This is a genomic window from Nonomuraea sp. NPDC052265 (assembly GCF_044547985.1).
GTDB lineage: Bacteria > Actinomycetota > Actinomycetes > Streptosporangiales > Streptosporangiaceae > Nonomuraea.
On the sequence record NZ_JBIUBJ010000009.1, the window covers coordinates 229692 to 243379 of the forward strand.

The 13688-nt window shown below is 72.1% G+C and carries 13 protein-coding genes; 8 read left to right on the top strand and 5 right to left on the bottom strand.

Features of this window, described 5'->3' with window-relative positions; all coding sequences use genetic code 11:
- The first annotated feature begins 18 nt into the window (after positions 1-18).
- The 3 genes from ACIHAD_RS26600 (at position 19) to ACIHAD_RS26610 (ending at position 2703) form a co-directional block, all read left to right on the top strand.
- A complete protein-coding gene (locus tag ACIHAD_RS26600; protein ID WP_397357345.1) occupies positions 19-333 on the top strand; it encodes a YciI family protein in 315 nt (104 codons plus the stop codon).
- Entirely contained in the window at positions 333-2381 is a 2049-nt protein-coding gene (locus ACIHAD_RS26605; RefSeq protein ID WP_397357346.1) for a sigma-70 family RNA polymerase sigma factor, read from the top strand. Before ACIHAD_RS26600 ends, ACIHAD_RS26605 begins: the two co-directional genes overlap by 1 nt.
- Before the next feature lie 106 nt (positions 2382-2487).
- Entirely contained in the window at positions 2488-2703 is a 216-nt protein-coding gene (locus ACIHAD_RS26610; RefSeq protein ID WP_397357347.1) for a hypothetical protein, read from the top strand.
- A 44-nt stretch (positions 2704-2747) separates the two neighbouring features.
- Here the strand turns inward: ACIHAD_RS26610 and ACIHAD_RS26615 are convergent, their stop codons facing one another.
- The 5 genes from ACIHAD_RS26615 to ACIHAD_RS26635 form a co-directional block, all read right to left on the bottom strand.
- A complete protein-coding gene (locus tag ACIHAD_RS26615) occupies positions 2748-3668 on the bottom strand; it encodes an aminoglycoside phosphotransferase family protein (RefSeq protein WP_397357348.1) in 921 nt (306 codons plus the stop codon).
- Positions 3669-3823: 155 nt separating this feature from the next.
- Complete coding sequence (locus ACIHAD_RS26620; protein ID WP_397357349.1) at positions 3824-4414, bottom strand: hypothetical protein; 591 nt, start codon at positions 4412-4414, stop codon at positions 3824-3826.
- Positions 4384-4686 carry an epoxide hydrolase N-terminal domain-containing protein gene (locus tag ACIHAD_RS26625; RefSeq protein WP_397357350.1) on the bottom strand — a complete coding sequence of 101 codons (303 nt, stop codon included), beginning with the start codon at positions 4684-4686 and terminating at the stop codon, positions 4384-4386. Before ACIHAD_RS26625 ends, ACIHAD_RS26620 begins: the two co-directional genes overlap by 31 nt.
- Before the next feature lie 13 nt (positions 4687-4699).
- Positions 4700-5158 carry a MarR family winged helix-turn-helix transcriptional regulator gene (locus ACIHAD_RS26630; protein WP_397357351.1) on the bottom strand — a complete coding sequence of 153 codons (459 nt, stop codon included), beginning with the start codon at positions 5156-5158 and terminating at the stop codon, positions 4700-4702.
- A 69-nt stretch (positions 5159-5227) separates the two neighbouring features.
- On the bottom strand, positions 5228-6403 hold the full coding sequence (locus ACIHAD_RS26635) for an ROK family protein (RefSeq protein ID WP_397357352.1): 1176 nt from the start codon (positions 6401-6403) through the stop codon (positions 5228-5230).
- A gap of 200 nt (positions 6404-6603) precedes the next feature.
- On the opposite strand from ACIHAD_RS26635, the gene ACIHAD_RS26640 reads away from it, so the two are divergent.
- The 5 genes from ACIHAD_RS26640 (at position 6604) to ACIHAD_RS26660 (ending at position 13682) form a co-directional block, all read left to right on the top strand.
- On the top strand, positions 6604-8244 hold the full coding sequence (locus ACIHAD_RS26640; RefSeq protein ID WP_397357353.1) for a beta-N-acetylhexosaminidase: 1641 nt from the start codon (positions 6604-6606) through the stop codon (positions 8242-8244).
- Entirely contained in the window at positions 8241-10613 is a 2373-nt protein-coding gene (locus ACIHAD_RS26645) for a phosphatidylserine/phosphatidylglycerophosphate/cardiolipin synthase family protein (RefSeq protein ID WP_397357354.1), read from the top strand. The genes ACIHAD_RS26640 and ACIHAD_RS26645 overlap by 4 nt, the downstream gene beginning before the upstream one ends.
- An 83-nt stretch (positions 10614-10696) precedes the next feature.
- Positions 10697-11944, top strand: coding sequence for an ABC transporter substrate-binding protein (locus tag ACIHAD_RS26650; RefSeq protein WP_397357355.1), 1248 nt, complete (start codon positions 10697-10699; stop codon positions 11942-11944).
- 3 nt (positions 11945-11947) lie between these two features.
- A complete protein-coding gene (locus ACIHAD_RS26655) occupies positions 11948-12880 on the top strand; it encodes a carbohydrate ABC transporter permease (RefSeq protein WP_397357356.1) in 933 nt (310 codons plus the stop codon).
- A complete protein-coding gene (locus ACIHAD_RS26660) occupies positions 12873-13682 on the top strand; it encodes a carbohydrate ABC transporter permease (RefSeq protein ID WP_397357357.1) in 810 nt (269 codons plus the stop codon). Before ACIHAD_RS26655 ends, ACIHAD_RS26660 begins: the two co-directional genes overlap by 8 nt.
- The last annotated feature ends 6 nt before the right edge of the window (positions 13683-13688 follow it).

The window sequence follows — 13688 nt, forward strand, 5'->3', positions numbered from 1 at the left end:
ATGTGACAGGGAACGCACATGAGATTTCTGCTGACGAACGTGAGCGAGCGGCGCGACGACGAGACTCTGCACGTCGAGATGGGCAGGTTCATCCAGGAGCTCACCCAGGCGGGCGTGCTGCTCGCCACCGGGGGCATGGAGCTGGGCGGCACCGTACTGAGGTCCGCGGGCGGCGAGCTGACCGTGACCGACGGGCCCTTCGCCGAGGCCAAGGAGATGGCGGGCGGGTTCGCGCTGGTCGAGGTGGGTTCGCGGGAGGAGGCGCTGGAGATCTCGCGGCGCTTCTTCGCCGTCATCGGCGACGGCGAGTGCCACATGCGCCAGATCTACTGATGGACGCCGTCACGGCGGCCTGGCGGGACGAGTCCGCGCGGATCGTCGCCGGGCTGGCCAGGATGGTCGGCGACGTGGGCCTGGCCGAGGAGTTCGCCCAGGACGCGCTGGTCGCCGCGCTGGAGACCTGGCCGCGTGACGGCGTACCGGACAAGCCGGGCGCGTGGCTGATGACCACCGCCAAGCGGCGCGCCCTGGACCACCTGCGCCGCACCCGGCGGCACGACCGGGCCATCCGCGAGATCCAGCCCGAGCACGTCGAGAACCCCGGGCATCCCGAGTACTCCGAGCGGCCCGAGCACCGCGGGCGACCGGAGGGGGCCGAGGAGGCCGAGGTCGGTGACGACGTGCTGCGGCTGATGTTCGTCTCCAGCCATCCCGTGCTCCCCGCCGAGGAGCGGACCGCGTTGACGTTGCGGCTGCTCGGCGGGCTGACCACCGCGGAGATCGCCCGCGCGTTCCTGGTGCGGGAGGCGGTCGTGGCCGGACGCGTCGCGCGCGCCAAGCGCACGCTCGCCCAGGAGGGGGTGCCGTTCGAGCTGCCGCGGGGCCCCGAGCTGGCCGGACGGCTGGCGTCCGTCCTGGAGGTCATCTACCTGATCTTCAACGAGGGCTACTCGGCCACGGCGGGCGAGGACCTGATGCGGCCCGCCCTGGCGCTGGAGGCGTTGCGGCTCGGGCGGCTGCTGGCCGGGCTGGCCCCGGGGGAGTCCGAGGTGCACGGGCTGGTGGCGCTGATGGAGATCCAGCAGTCGCGCGCGGCCGCCCGTACGGGGCCGTCGGGGGAGCCGGTGCAGCTGCACGAGCAGGATCGTGGACGCTGGGACCGGGAGCTGATCGCACGCGGGTTCGCCTCCATGCTGAGGGCGCGGGAGGCGGGCGGAGGGCTCGGGCCGTACGTGTTGCAGGCGGCGATCGCGGTGTGTCACGCGCAGGCGGCCGGCGCGGCCGACACCGACTGGGACCAGATCGCCGCCCTCTACGGGGCACTGGTACGGCTGCTGCCCTCGCCGGTGGTGCGGCTCAACCAGGCGGTCGCCGTCGGCATGGCGGCCGGGCCCGAGGCGGGGCTGGCGCTCGTGCACTCGCTGCTGTCTGACCCGGCGCTGCGGGACTACCCGCCGCTGTCGGCCGTCCATGGCGATCTGCTGGCGCGGGCGGGGCGTGACGCCGAGGCCGCGGCGGCGTTCGAGCGGGCCGCCGCCCTCACCCGCAACACCGCCGAACGCGCCTTCCTCCGCACCCGCGCCACCCGCCACCGCACCTCCCCCCTCGACCGCACCGACGGGACCGAGCGGACCGGCGGCATCGCCCACGTCCATGGCGTGGTCCTGCTCGGGGAGGCGGCGGACCGGTTTCTGGCGCGGGAGGACCTGGACGCCGGGACGATCCGCTCGTACGGGCAGACGTTGCGGCGGCTGCGCCTGGACCTGGGGGCCGCCACGCCGCTGGCCGAGCTCACCCCCGCCCTGGTGGCCAGGGTGTTCGCCGCCGCCTGGAGCACGGCCGCGCCGAGGACCTGGAACCGGCACCGCGCGGCCGTACGGTCGTTCAGCGCCTGGGCGGGCCTCGGCGACCTGCCGGCCGGACTGCCACGGAAGCACGACGACCGGACGAAACGCCCCGCCGTCGCCGATCAGGCCCTGGCCGCGCTCTGGCGGCACCCGTCGCCGAGGGAGAGGGCGCTGTGGCGGCTGGTGCACGAGTCGGGCGCCTCGGCCGCCGCCGTCCTCGCGCTCAACGTCGAGGACCTCGACCTGCCCGCCCGCCGCGCCGCCACGATCACGTGGGGCGATGGCGCCGCGGCGCTGCTGGAGGAGCTGGTCGCGGGCCGGACCGGCGGCCCGCTCTTCCTGGCCGACCGCAGGCCCGCCCCCGCCCGGACGCCGGACCCGGCCGACCTGTGCCCCGAGACCGGCAGGCGCCGCCTGTCCTACGAACGCGCCGAGTACCTGTTCAAGCAGGCCTCGGGCGGCTTCACCCTGCACCAGCTCGCGGCGTCCGGACGCCGACCGGCATCAGAGCCGTCACGCGCAGGGGTGCGGTGACCGGCCGCGCGCGACGGCGGGAAATCGGGTCGACAGGCGGGTTTGCGGTGCATTGTGATGGTCCGGCCGCCCGCCGCATCGAGCGGGCCTGTCGCTGGAGTTCTTCTTGGCACTCACCGCGCCCGAGTTGTTCACCCACCTGAGCTTCTTCTGCACCGACGGCGAGGAGGGGCTGATGTACCTGCGGACCGAACGTTCGGGCGGCGACCTGCTCGCCGACGAGGGCTGCACGCTGATCGCGAACTGGGCGGAGGGGCAGAGCCAGGTCGAGTTCGCGGTCGTCCAGGTCGGCGAGCCCCTGGCAGCCCCGCGCCCGTCCTGACGAACGAGCCGGGAACGGCGGCCCCCGAGGCGCCCCTCGGTCGATCAGGCGTGGGCCGTCGCGGTGAGGCGTCGCAGCGCGGCCCGGGCGGGCGGGCCCCACGTGGCCTTGCCGCCCCGGCGGCCCCGGACGCCGGCTTCTCCGATGAGGAGCCCGCCCAGGGCGGCCCATACCGCCCACCCGCGGGCCCGGCGCAGGGTCGCGGCGTCCGGGACCGGCCGGTAGGCGGCATGGAAGAGGTCGGCGGCGCCGTCCGGGAGCAGGGACCAGGCGGCGGCGAGGTCGCAGGCCGGGTCGCCGGCGCAGACGTCCCCGAAGTCGATCACTCCGCAGAGGGTGCCGTCCTCGGTGAGGACGTTGGCAGGGTGCAGGTCACCGTGGAGCCAGACCGCAGGGCCCGCCCAGCCGGGCGCGGCGGCGGCGTCCTCCCAGACCGCCCGGACGGCGTCCGGGTCGGGGACCAGCCCCAGCTCGGTGGCCTCGGCGAGCCGCGCGGTCAGGCCCTCGACGTGCCCGGCCGGCGGCCCTCCGCGGCCGAAGCGGCCGGTGGGCGCCTGTCCGGGGGCCGGCCGGTGCAGAGCCGTCAGGAAGGCGGCCAGGGCGTGGGCCGCCTCGGCGGCGCGCGTGACGGGGGCGCGGTCGGCGGGCTCGCCCGGCACCCAGGTGGTGACGATCCAGGGATGCGGGAACAGCGCGGACGGCTCGCCGAGGCGCTTCGGGACGGGGATCGGCAGCGGTAGGCGCGGGGCGAGGACGGGCAGCCAGGCGTGCTCGTTGAGCAGCAGCGTGGCCGCGGACCCCGTCGCCCAGGGCAGCCGGACGGCGAGGTCGTCCCCGAGCCGCCACAACTGGTTGTCCCAGCCTCGCGCCCCGAGCCGCACAGGGCGGTCGGCCAGGTCGGGGTGCTGGTCGCGCAGCAGTTCCCGCACGAGCTCCGCATCGATCTCGATCTCGGTGTGGGCCATGCCGAGCACGGTAGCCGGGATGCCCCGGACACCGGACGTTCTCCGCGAGCCGCGTCAGTACCCGACGGTGAACCGTCGCTGGACGTGCCGGGGCAGCCCCCGACCATCGGCCCCCGCCGGGCGGCCCGGCCCTGGGGCGAGCGCCGGCGGGGTGGTCAGCGGTAGGGGCGGAACGTGCGGCGCAGGTCGTCCACCCATTCCCGGGGGATCTCCCAGGGGATGAAATGGCCGCCGCGGTCGTGGGCGGTGATGTTGACGTGGTTGTACCAGGCGCCCCGGTCGCCGTCGACGAAGCCCTGTATCCGCTGTTCACCGGTCGTCACGCCGGGCGGGTTCTCGAAGCCGACGAACGTGATGCCCGTGGGCGCCTCGACGACCGGCCAGCGGTCGTGCGACGGCGTCCAGGGATAGCGGTTGTTGTTGGCGTAGGTACGGATCGAGCTGTCGATCGTGTTGCCCGCCCAGAAGATCGTCGCGTGGGTGAGCAGGTCGTCCTTGGTGAACACGTTCTCGACGTTCCCGTGGTTGTCGGACCACTTCGTCCAGCGTTCCAGGATCCAGGCCAGCATGCCGGCGGGGGAGTCGGCCAGCCCGAAGCCGAGCGTGGACGGCGCGAGCACGTGCGCCGCCAGATGCACCGCGAACCGCCGGTCCAGCTCGACGATCCGGGCGTGCACGTCGGCGGGCAGGCCGTCGGGGATGGGCATGCCGCCGCTCAGGTCCCAGGCGCGGTCGCCGTTGAACATGGTGAGCTTCTGCGCCGCACCGGCACGCCGCCGACGTCCACCCGGTAGTGCTCGTAGGCGTTGATCGCGCGCTCGGCCGCACGCCAGTCGAAGCCGTCGGCCCAGTAGCCGACCAGCTCGCGCAGGTGGTCACCGCGCACGCCGTAGAAGCCGTCCTCGTTCCCTGCGGTCGCCGGCCATCTGGTCATGGTGAGCCTGCGGCGCAGGTCGTCGAGCACGTCGTCGGGTACGTGCAGCGGCTCGGGGCGCAACGGGAAGGGGCGATTCGTCAAGGGAAGTGTTCTCCTAGTCTTCGACACGCGCGGCGATCTCGGTCAGGCGGCCCAGGAGGCCCGCGTAGCGGGCCAGCGCCGCGCGCTCCTCGTCGCTCAGGTGCTCCACCAGCCGGGCGACCCGCGCCACCCGGTCGGCGCGCCGGGAGCGGACGATGCCCATGCCCTCCTCGGTGAGGGTCAGCAGGACGGCACGCCCGTCGCGCGGGTCGGGACGGCGCGTGACCAGCCCGTCCCGTTCGAGCTTGGCCACCAGGGCCGTGAGCGCGGGTTGTCTGAGCTGTTCCGTCGCCGTCAGGTCGGTGAGCCGCATCGGGCCCTTGCCCGCCAGCGTGTGCAGCACGGACAGGGTCGAGAAGCTGAGCCTTCTGACCGAGGGCAGCCGGATGAAGTACGTGTTGAACTCCTCGATCGCGCCGACCAGCTCGTCGAGGTCCAGAACGGGGTCAGGGTCCGCCTGAGAAGATGCCACGCCCCTTTATATCGAATTTCGATGTAAATAGGGACGCTCCCATCCCACTCATCGGGGACTTCCGATGGACTACACCATTATGGGGGGAGGAGAGGCCGCGGCCGGCAGATCGGTCTCCGGGCCGAAGAGGACCTTGGACAGGTGATCGACGCCGTGACACACGGCCCCGATCGCCACGCATTCGTCCCCGAGCACGGAGGCCCGCAGCTCCGGCGTGCGCAGGCACATCGTTTCGAGCTCGACCCTCAGCGGCTCCATGAGCACGTCCGCCGAGCGGGAGAACCCCCCGCCGAGCACCACCAGGTCGGGATCGACGGTGAGGGCCATCGCGGTGGTGGCCAGCGCCAGCACCTTGACGTAGCGCAGGACGGCGCGGCGCGCCTCGACGTCCCCCTGCCGGGCGGCCTCGAACACCGCTCCGGCGACCGCCTCGGGCGGCGTGCCGGGCTCGACCGAGGGGACGGCCTGGAGGAGCTCGCCCACGTGACCGAGGTTGAACAGCGGATGCACGCCGATCTCCCCCGCCGCGCCGCCGCTGCCGCGCAGGGGGACCCCGTCGAGCACGACGGCGGCTCCGGCCCGGCGGCCGACGTGCAGGAAGACCAGGTTCCGCGCGTCGCGGGCGATGCCCCTGCGGCACTCGGCCAGCGCGGCGAGCCTGCTGTCGTTCTCCACCAGGACGGGGCAGCGGAGCCGGGCGCCGAGGTGGTCGGCCAGCGGCACGTCCGACCAGTCCTGGATGGCCCGCGAGAGCACCACGCGTCCTTGCAGGTCGACGTAGCCCGTGCTGCCCGCGACCGCGAGCCAGACGTCGGGGGCGGCGGTGCCCGAGCCGGTCAGGCAGGACTCGATGGCCCGGTCCACGGCGGCCAGTCGCTCGGTGCGCGGCTGCTCGGGGGAGACCGGCTCCCGCGTGGTGTGCAGGACGTTGCCGTCGAGGTCGGCCACGACCGCGAGCACCTTGTGCGCTCCTATGTCGAGCCCGAGCACCCGGCCCGCCTCCGCGTGGAAGCGGTAGCGGCGCGCGGGCCTGCCCTTCTCCCCGCCGCTCGGGTCCATCTGGACCACCCAGCCCAGCTCCATCAGGTCCTTGACCACAGCCTTGATGGTGGCTCTGGCCAGGTCGGCGCGCTCGGCGAGCTGGGTCAGCGTCGCCGGCCCGCCCCCGCGCAGGGCCGAGAGCGCGGCGAGCGCGTTGAGCCGCCGGAGCCGCTGGAGGTCGCCGCCGGTCACGGAGAGCGTCACTGAGAACCCTTCTTGACGAATCTTAATGGTGAGCTCCATCATAAATCCAGATCGCGGCGCTCACCCAGAAAAGAGGCCAGATCATGGGCGTGGCCGCGGGCGGTTCGCGGCGACCGGAAGCCGAGCGCCATGGTACGACCCGCCGCCCACCCTGTCACTGACCGCCGATCCCCGCCCCCGACCCCCCTCAGGGACCTGTCTTGCTGCTGCCACGACCCGTCCGTCTGACCCGAGACGGCGGAAAACCCTTCGCCCTCACCACGACCACAGTGATCGCCTCGCCGCCCGGGCTCTCGCGGGTGGAGGGCTGGCTGCGTGCCGCGCTGTTCCCGGTGACCGGCCTGCCGCTGCCCCCCGGAGCGCCGGGGCCGGGGGCGATCGAGTTCACCCTGACCGCCGGGCTCGGCCCGGAGGCGTACCACCTGACCGTACGCCCGGACGGGGTGCGCATCGAGGCCGGTGACGCGGCCGGGGCGTTCTACGGCGCGCAGACCCTGCGCCAGCTCCTTCCGCCCGCGGCCTTCCGCAGCGCCGCGGTCGGCGAGCGGGACTGGCTGGTGGCCCCGGTCACCGTCGCCGACCGGCCGCGCTTCCGGTGGCGGGGCTGCCTGATCGACGTGGCCAGGCACTTCCTGCCCAAGCCCGACCTGCTGCGGTACATCGACCTGCTGGCCGCTCACAAGCTCAACGTGCTGCACCTGCACCTCACCGACGACCAGGGCTGGCGGGTGGAGGTGAAGGGATATCCGAAGCTCACCGAGGTCGGCGCGTGGCGCAGGGAGAGCCCGCTCGGCTCCCGCGGGCACGGCGTGTTCGACGGCCGCCCGCACGGTGGTTTCTACACGCAGGAGGACCTGCGCGAGATCGTCTCGTACGCGGCCGACCGGTTCGTCACCGTGGTGCCGGAGATCGAGCTGCCCGGGCACTCGCAGGCGGCCATCGCGGCCTACCCGGAGCTGGGCAACCTCGACGAACGGCTGGAGGTCGCCACGCAGTGGGGCGTCTCGCCCAACGTGCTCAACGTCGAGGACGCCACGCTCGCCTTCTACCGGGACGTGCTCGACCAGGTCATGGAGATCTTCCCCGGCGAGTACGTCTGCGTCGGCGGCGACGAGTGCCCCAAGGAGCAGTGGCGGCAGAGCCCGTCGGCCCAGCGGCGCATCCGCGAGCTCGGCCTGCGCGACGAGGAGGAGTTGCAGAGCTGGTTCATCCACCGGTTCTCCGACCACCTGGCGGCACGCGGCCGGCGCCTGCTGGGCTGGGACGAGATCATCGAGGGCGGCCTGCCGCCGGGGGCGACGGTGGCGTCCTGGCGCGGGACGTACGGCGCGGTCGTGGCGGCGAGGGCCGGGCACGACGTGGTCACCTGCCCCTTCACCGAGCTCTACCTCGACTTCCGGCAGTCGGACCGGCCCGACGAGCCGGTCCCGATCGGCAACGTGATCTCGCTGCGCGACGTCTACGCCTACGAACCGGTGCCGGCGGAGCTGGCGGAGGCCGAGGCCGGCCGCGTCCTCGGCGCGCAGGCCAACCTCTGGACCGAGCACATCGACTCGCCCCGTGCGCTCGACTACATGGCCTTCCCCCGGCTCTCGGCCTTCGCCGAGGTCGTGTGGAGCCCCGGGGGAGGCGACTTCGACGACTTCCGGGCGCGGCTGCACCACCACGAGCGCCGGCTCGCCGCGCTGGGCGTGGAGTACCGCAAGGAGACCGGCCCCGAGCCGTGGCAGACCCGGCCGGACGTCCGCGGCCGGCCTCGGGAGCGGGCGGAGACCGAGGCCGAGGTGGCTGCCTGGACCCGCGACCTGCGGCGGAACCTCAGCGAAGGGAAGCGGGCATGATCAAACGCCTGTCCGTCCTCCTGGTGGGCCTGTCCTGCCTGCTCGGCCTGGTCACCCCGGCCCAGGCGGCGGCTCCCCAGTTGTCGGCGTACTTCAGCAGGCCGGGCGTCGACGGCACGCTCGACGACTCCCTGCTGACCAGGTTGCTCGACCTGATCGAGCTGGCCGCCCCCGACTCCACGCTGCGCGTGGCGACCTTCGTGCTGGAGATCGAGGCCGTCAAGGACGCGCTGGTGGCGGCGCGCGGCCGGCGTGTCGACGTGCGGGTGGTGTCGGAGGGGTCCGGTCACCACCCGCTGCTCGACGAGCTGGCCGCCGCCGGCGTGCCCGTCACGCTCTGCGACAAGGGCTGCAACGGGCCGGACACCGACATCAGCCACCACAAGTTCTTCGTGTTCAGCCGGCTCACGGACGGCAGGACCGACGTGGTCGCGCAGAGCTCGCAGAACCTCAGCCCCGAGAACGGTCTGCACCAGAACATGCTGATCAGCTCGGGCGACGCCGGGCTGGCCGAGGGCTACCGGCAGGCGTTCGACACGCTGGCCTCCCAGGTGCGGACGTCGTGGCGGGCGCCGTTCACCTCCACCAGCGGCAAGGTCACGGTCTGGATGGAGCCCCGCGACACCGCCTACGACCAGAACGCCTATGGCAGCACCGACCTGGTCGCGGCCATGATCCGCGACGTGGGCTGCCCGGGCACGATCCGCGTGGTGCAGTCGCAGTTCGCCACGGACCGGCCGCTGGTGATCGCCGAGCTCAAGGCGAAGAAGCAGCAGGGCTGCGACGTCCAGGTACTCGTGGCCGAGGGCAACCAGACGGTCGCGACCGCCCAGGAACTCGCCAAGGGCGGGATCGTGGTGCACACCTTCCGGCCCGGCGGCTGCCACTACCCGGCGGGCGGCACCTGCGCGCCCGACGGCGTCCACTCGAAGATCATCCTGGTGGACGGGCCGTCGGCGGCGGCGGGCGGCGCGCGGCGGAGCTACGTCTACACCGGCTCCCACAACCTCAACAACGGCTCCCTGACCGCCTCGGACGACTCCTTCGTCCGCATCGACGACGCGACGACCTACGCGCTCTACGACGCGGACTTCGCCTCCATGCTGGACGAGGTCGTCAAGATCGTCCCGAGGGCCTACCCGGGGGCCGGGCTCCAGATGACCGCCAACGGCCCCGACGACCAGCGCGCCCCCAGGGCGGCCGCCATGCGATCCGGCTACACGGCGCTGACCTGGGAGGACGATCGCGATCGCGCCTCCGTGGACGGCACCGAGGTCTACGCGCGCATCTACCACGACGGGCAGCCGGTGACCGGCCCCGTGAAGGTCTCGATGGGCGGGGTCGGCTGCGCCACCGGCTGGAACCACGTCCAGCCGTCGGCCGGCGTGGACGACGCGGGCAACGCGTACGTCGCCTGGGCCGAGGACGGCGACTGCCGGGGCGAGCACAACATCGCGGTGCGCAGGCTCTCGCCCGCGGGCACGCTGAGCCCGGCGATCTGGGCCAACGACCCGCAGTGGAGCGGCGACCAGACCCGGCCGAGGATCGCGGTCCGCGGTGACGGCGGGTTCACGGTGGTGTGGGAGGACGCGCCGAGCGGAACCGTCCGCGCGGCCGGTTACACGTCGCCGACCGCTCGTGCCTTCGCCCCGCTCCAGGTGGGCCCGGGCAATCGGCCGGACGTGGCCGTGGACGGCGCGGGCACCGTCACCGTGGTCTGGCAGCAGGCGCCCGACGTGTACGGCAGGCGGATCTCGGCGACCGGCGCGACCGTCGCGCCCGCCACCAGGATCAACACCAACGCGGCCACCCAGCACCTGGCCCCGGCCGTGGCGACGACCCCGGTCGGCGACAGCGTCGTGGCATGGAGCGACAACGTGGCGGTCACCGGCGGCGACGTGACGACCGTCTGGCGGGTACGGACGCGAGGCCTGACGCCCTCCCTGGCGCAGAGGTTCGCGGAGACGCCCGTCGCGTTCGGGAAGTACGCGCCGAACACGGTCTCCGACGGAGGCAAGGAGTACCCGCCGCTCTGCGGGAAGGTCTCCTCGGTGGACAGGTGCGCCGTCCAGGGGACGCCGTCCGTCGCCGTGGACGACACCGGGCGGTTCGTGGTGGGCTGGACCGAGTCCGACGTGTGGAACGCCGGCCGCTCCCACGAGGTGTACGCCCGCGGCTTCAACGCCGACGGGACGACGACCGGCCGGTTCCCCTGCGAACGCATGAACCCGAACACGACCGGCGACCAGTCGGCCACCGCCGTCGCCGCCGACGGCCGCGGGTTCCACCTCTTCTACGTCGAGGACTTCGACGTCAACGGATACGGCGACGTCGTGGCCAGGACGGGCTTCACCAACACCGGATTCTGAGCCGAGATCGAGACCTGATCATCACCCCCCGACGCCGTCCTCCGGCTCGCCCGCCGACGGCTTCCAGAGAAAAGGAACTCCCCGTGCGCCTGCGTATGGCATTGGCCGCCGCCCTGGCGATGACCTTGGCCGGTTGTGGCTCCGGCACCGACACCACCGCCACCAAGTCCGGAAAAATCACGATCAGCTATGCGATCTGGGAGAAGAACGACCAGCCCAGCACCCAGAAGATCATCGAAGCCTTCCAGAAGAAGCACCCCGGCGTCACGGTCAAGCTTGAGATCACCCCGTGGGACCAGTACTGGACCAAGCTCCAGACCGCGGCCACCGGCGGCGCGGCCCCCGACGTCTTCTGGATGAACAGCCTCAACGTCCGGATGTACGCCAAGGGCGGCGTGATCGCCCCCTTCGAGAACGCCGACGTCAGCGCCTTCCCGCAGGCCATCGTGGACGGCTACCGCTACGACGGCAAGCTGTACGGCATGCCGCGCGACGTCGGCCTCCCCGTGCTCTGGTACGACAAGGAGCTCTTCGACAAGGGCGGCGTCGCGTACCCGACCGCCGACTGGACCTGGGACGACCTGCGGGCCGCCGCCAAGAAGCTGACCGACCCGGCCAAGAAGCAGTACGGCCTGCTGGCCCCCCTGTGGGACCAGGGCGGCTTCTACCCCACGATGGTCCAGGCCGGCGGCCACGTCATCTCCGCCGACGGCAAGAAGTCGGGCTTCGACGAGCCGGGCTCCATCCAGGGCCTGGAGTTCTGGACCGACATGATCAACAAGGACAAGGTCGCCCCGCCCGCCCAGGCGACCACCGACACCAACCCGGTGCAACTGTTCATGACCGGCAAGTACGCCATGTACTACGGCGGCTCCTGGCTGGCCACCACGTTCAAGGCCAACACCGAGCGCGGCGGCAAGGTCGACGTGGCACCCCTGCCCAAGGGGCCGGTGCAGGAGGCAGCCATCCTGCTCGGCCTGGCCAACTCCGTCTCGGCCAAGAGCGAGCACCCGGCCGAGAGCGCGCAGTTCGCGCAGTTCCTCTCCTCCGACGAGGCCGAGAAGATCCTCAGCGACTCCGGCGGCGCCTCGGTCTCCTCGCGGGCGGGCACCCAGGACGGCTGGTTCAACGCCTTCCCGGGCTACCACCTGAAGGAGACGTTCGACGCCTCGATCCCGGACGGCGTGCCGTACCCCGTCTCCCTCAACACCGCCAAGTGGCAGGACGTGCAGAACAAACTCCTGGCCGAGGCGTGGGCGGGCAAGCGACCGACCGCGGAGGCGGCCAAGGAGATCGCCACGCAGATGAACGAGATCCTGGCCAAGGAGTAGCCGATGGTGCTGACCGAGGAACGGGCCGCCGCCGTCAAGGCGCCGGCCCCGCCGGGGCGGCGGTCGCGGCGCGACTGGCTCTGGGGTTACGGACTGATCGCGCCCATGGCCCTCGGGCTGGCCGTGTTCTACCTGTGGCCGATCGTCCAGACGCTCTATCTCAGCTTCACCGAGTCCGGCGTGTTCGGCGGGCAGACGTGGGTGGGCCTGGACAACTTCGCCGCCCTCTTCGGCGACGAGGAGATGGTCGGCGCGCTGCGCAACACGCTGCTCTACTCCGTGCTCGTGCTGATCGGGGTGCCGCTGTCGATCGTGATCGCGGCGCTGCTGAACGTGCCGGGGCTGCGCGGGCTCGGCTTCTACCGCACGCTGTACTTCCTGCCGGTGGTCACCATGCCCGCGGCCGTCGGCCTGACCTGGCGTTACCTGTACAACGGCGACTTCGGGCCGATCAACTACCTGCTGGCCCAGGTGGGGATCGACGGGCCCTACTGGGTGTCCGACCCCGAGTTCGCGATCTACGCGGTCGCGGTGGTCGGGATCTGGACCTCGCTCGGGTACAACGCGGTGCTGTTCCTGGCCGGGTTGCAGGGCATCCCCAAGCACTACTACGAGGCCGCCTCGATCGACGGCGCGGGCAGACTGCGGCAGTTCTTCCGCATCACGCTGCCGCTGCTCACGCCCACCACGTTCTTCGTCATGGTGATCACGCTGATCAACGCGTTGCAGGTGTTCGACCTGGTTTACCTCATGATCGACGCCAAGAGCCCGGCGCTGGCGGGGAGCCGTACCATCGTCTACCTCTTCTACGAGCAGGGCTTCGTGCAGAACAGCCGCGGCTACGCCGCCGCGATCGCGGTCGTGCTGCTGGCCCTGATCCTCATGCTGACCGCCGTCCAGTTCAGGCTGCAGAGGCGGTGGGTGCACTATGAGTAGGCGCTGGATCGTGCACGCGGTCCTGCTCGCCGGCGGGTTGATCATGATCACGCCGTTCGTCTGGCAGCTCGTGGTCTCGCTGCAGACCGTCACCGAGTCGATGCGGGTGCCGCCCACGGCGGTCCCCTCCTGGCAGTGGCACAACTTCGCCGACGTGTTCCGGACCGTGCCGCTCGGGCGGCAGTTCCTCAACACGGTGATCGTGACGGTGGCGGTGACGGCCGGGCAGCTCCTGCTCTGCTCGCTGGCGGCCTTCGCCTTCGCGCGGCTGGACTTCCCCGGGCGCGGGCCGGTCTTCATGCTGTTCCTGGCCGTGCTGATGGTGCCGGGGGAGCTGTTCCTGCTCCCGCGGTACGAGATCATGCAGGGGCTCGGGTGGCTCAACAGCCTCCAGGCGCTCATCGCACCCGGGGTCTTCGGGGCCTTCGGCACGTTCCTGCTGCGGCAGTTCTTCAAGACCCTGCCCAAGGAACTGGACGAGGCGGCGCGGCTGGACGGCGCCAACCCGCTGCAGATCTACTGGTGGATCATGCTGCCGCTGGTGCGGCCGGGCCTGCTGGCGCTCGGGCTGCTGACCGTCATGTGGTCCTGGAGCAGCCTGCTCTGGCCGCTGGTGGTCAACACCGACCCGGAGATGATGACGCTCTCCGCCGGGCTGGCCTCGTTGCGCGGCCAGTACCTGACGAACTACCCCATCCTCTTCGCCGGGTCCGTCGTGGCCTCGCTGCCGGTGATCGTTCTTTTCGTGGTCATGCAGCGGCAGCTGATCGCCGGGATCGCGTTCACCGGCTCGAAGGGCTGATCCGCA

Bases quoted from the DNA above. Each gene is read 5' to 3' on its own strand.
- ACIHAD_RS26645 (WP_397357354.1), top strand. From the start codon at position 8,241: ATGATCAAACGCCTGTCCGTCCTCCTGGTGGGCCTGTCCTGCCTGCTC.
- ACIHAD_RS26605 (WP_397357346.1), top strand. From the start codon at position 333: ATGGACGCCGTCACGGCGGCCTGGCGGGACGAGTCCGCGCGGATCGTC.
- ACIHAD_RS26660 (WP_397357357.1), top strand. From the start codon at position 12,873: ATGAGTAGGCGCTGGATCGTGCACGCGGTCCTGCTCGCCGGCGGGTTG.
- ACIHAD_RS26600 (WP_397357345.1), top strand. From the start codon at position 19: ATGAGATTTCTGCTGACGAACGTGAGCGAGCGGCGCGACGACGAGACT.
- ACIHAD_RS26620 (WP_397357349.1), bottom strand. From the start codon at position 4,414: ATGTTCAACGGCGACCGCGCCTGGGACCTGAGCGGCGGCATGCCCATC.
- ACIHAD_RS26655 (WP_397357356.1), top strand. From the start codon at position 11,948: ATGGTGCTGACCGAGGAACGGGCCGCCGCCGTCAAGGCGCCGGCCCCG.
- ACIHAD_RS26615 (WP_397357348.1), bottom strand. From the start codon at position 3,668: ATGGCCCACACCGAGATCGAGATCGATGCGGAGCTCGTGCGGGAACTG.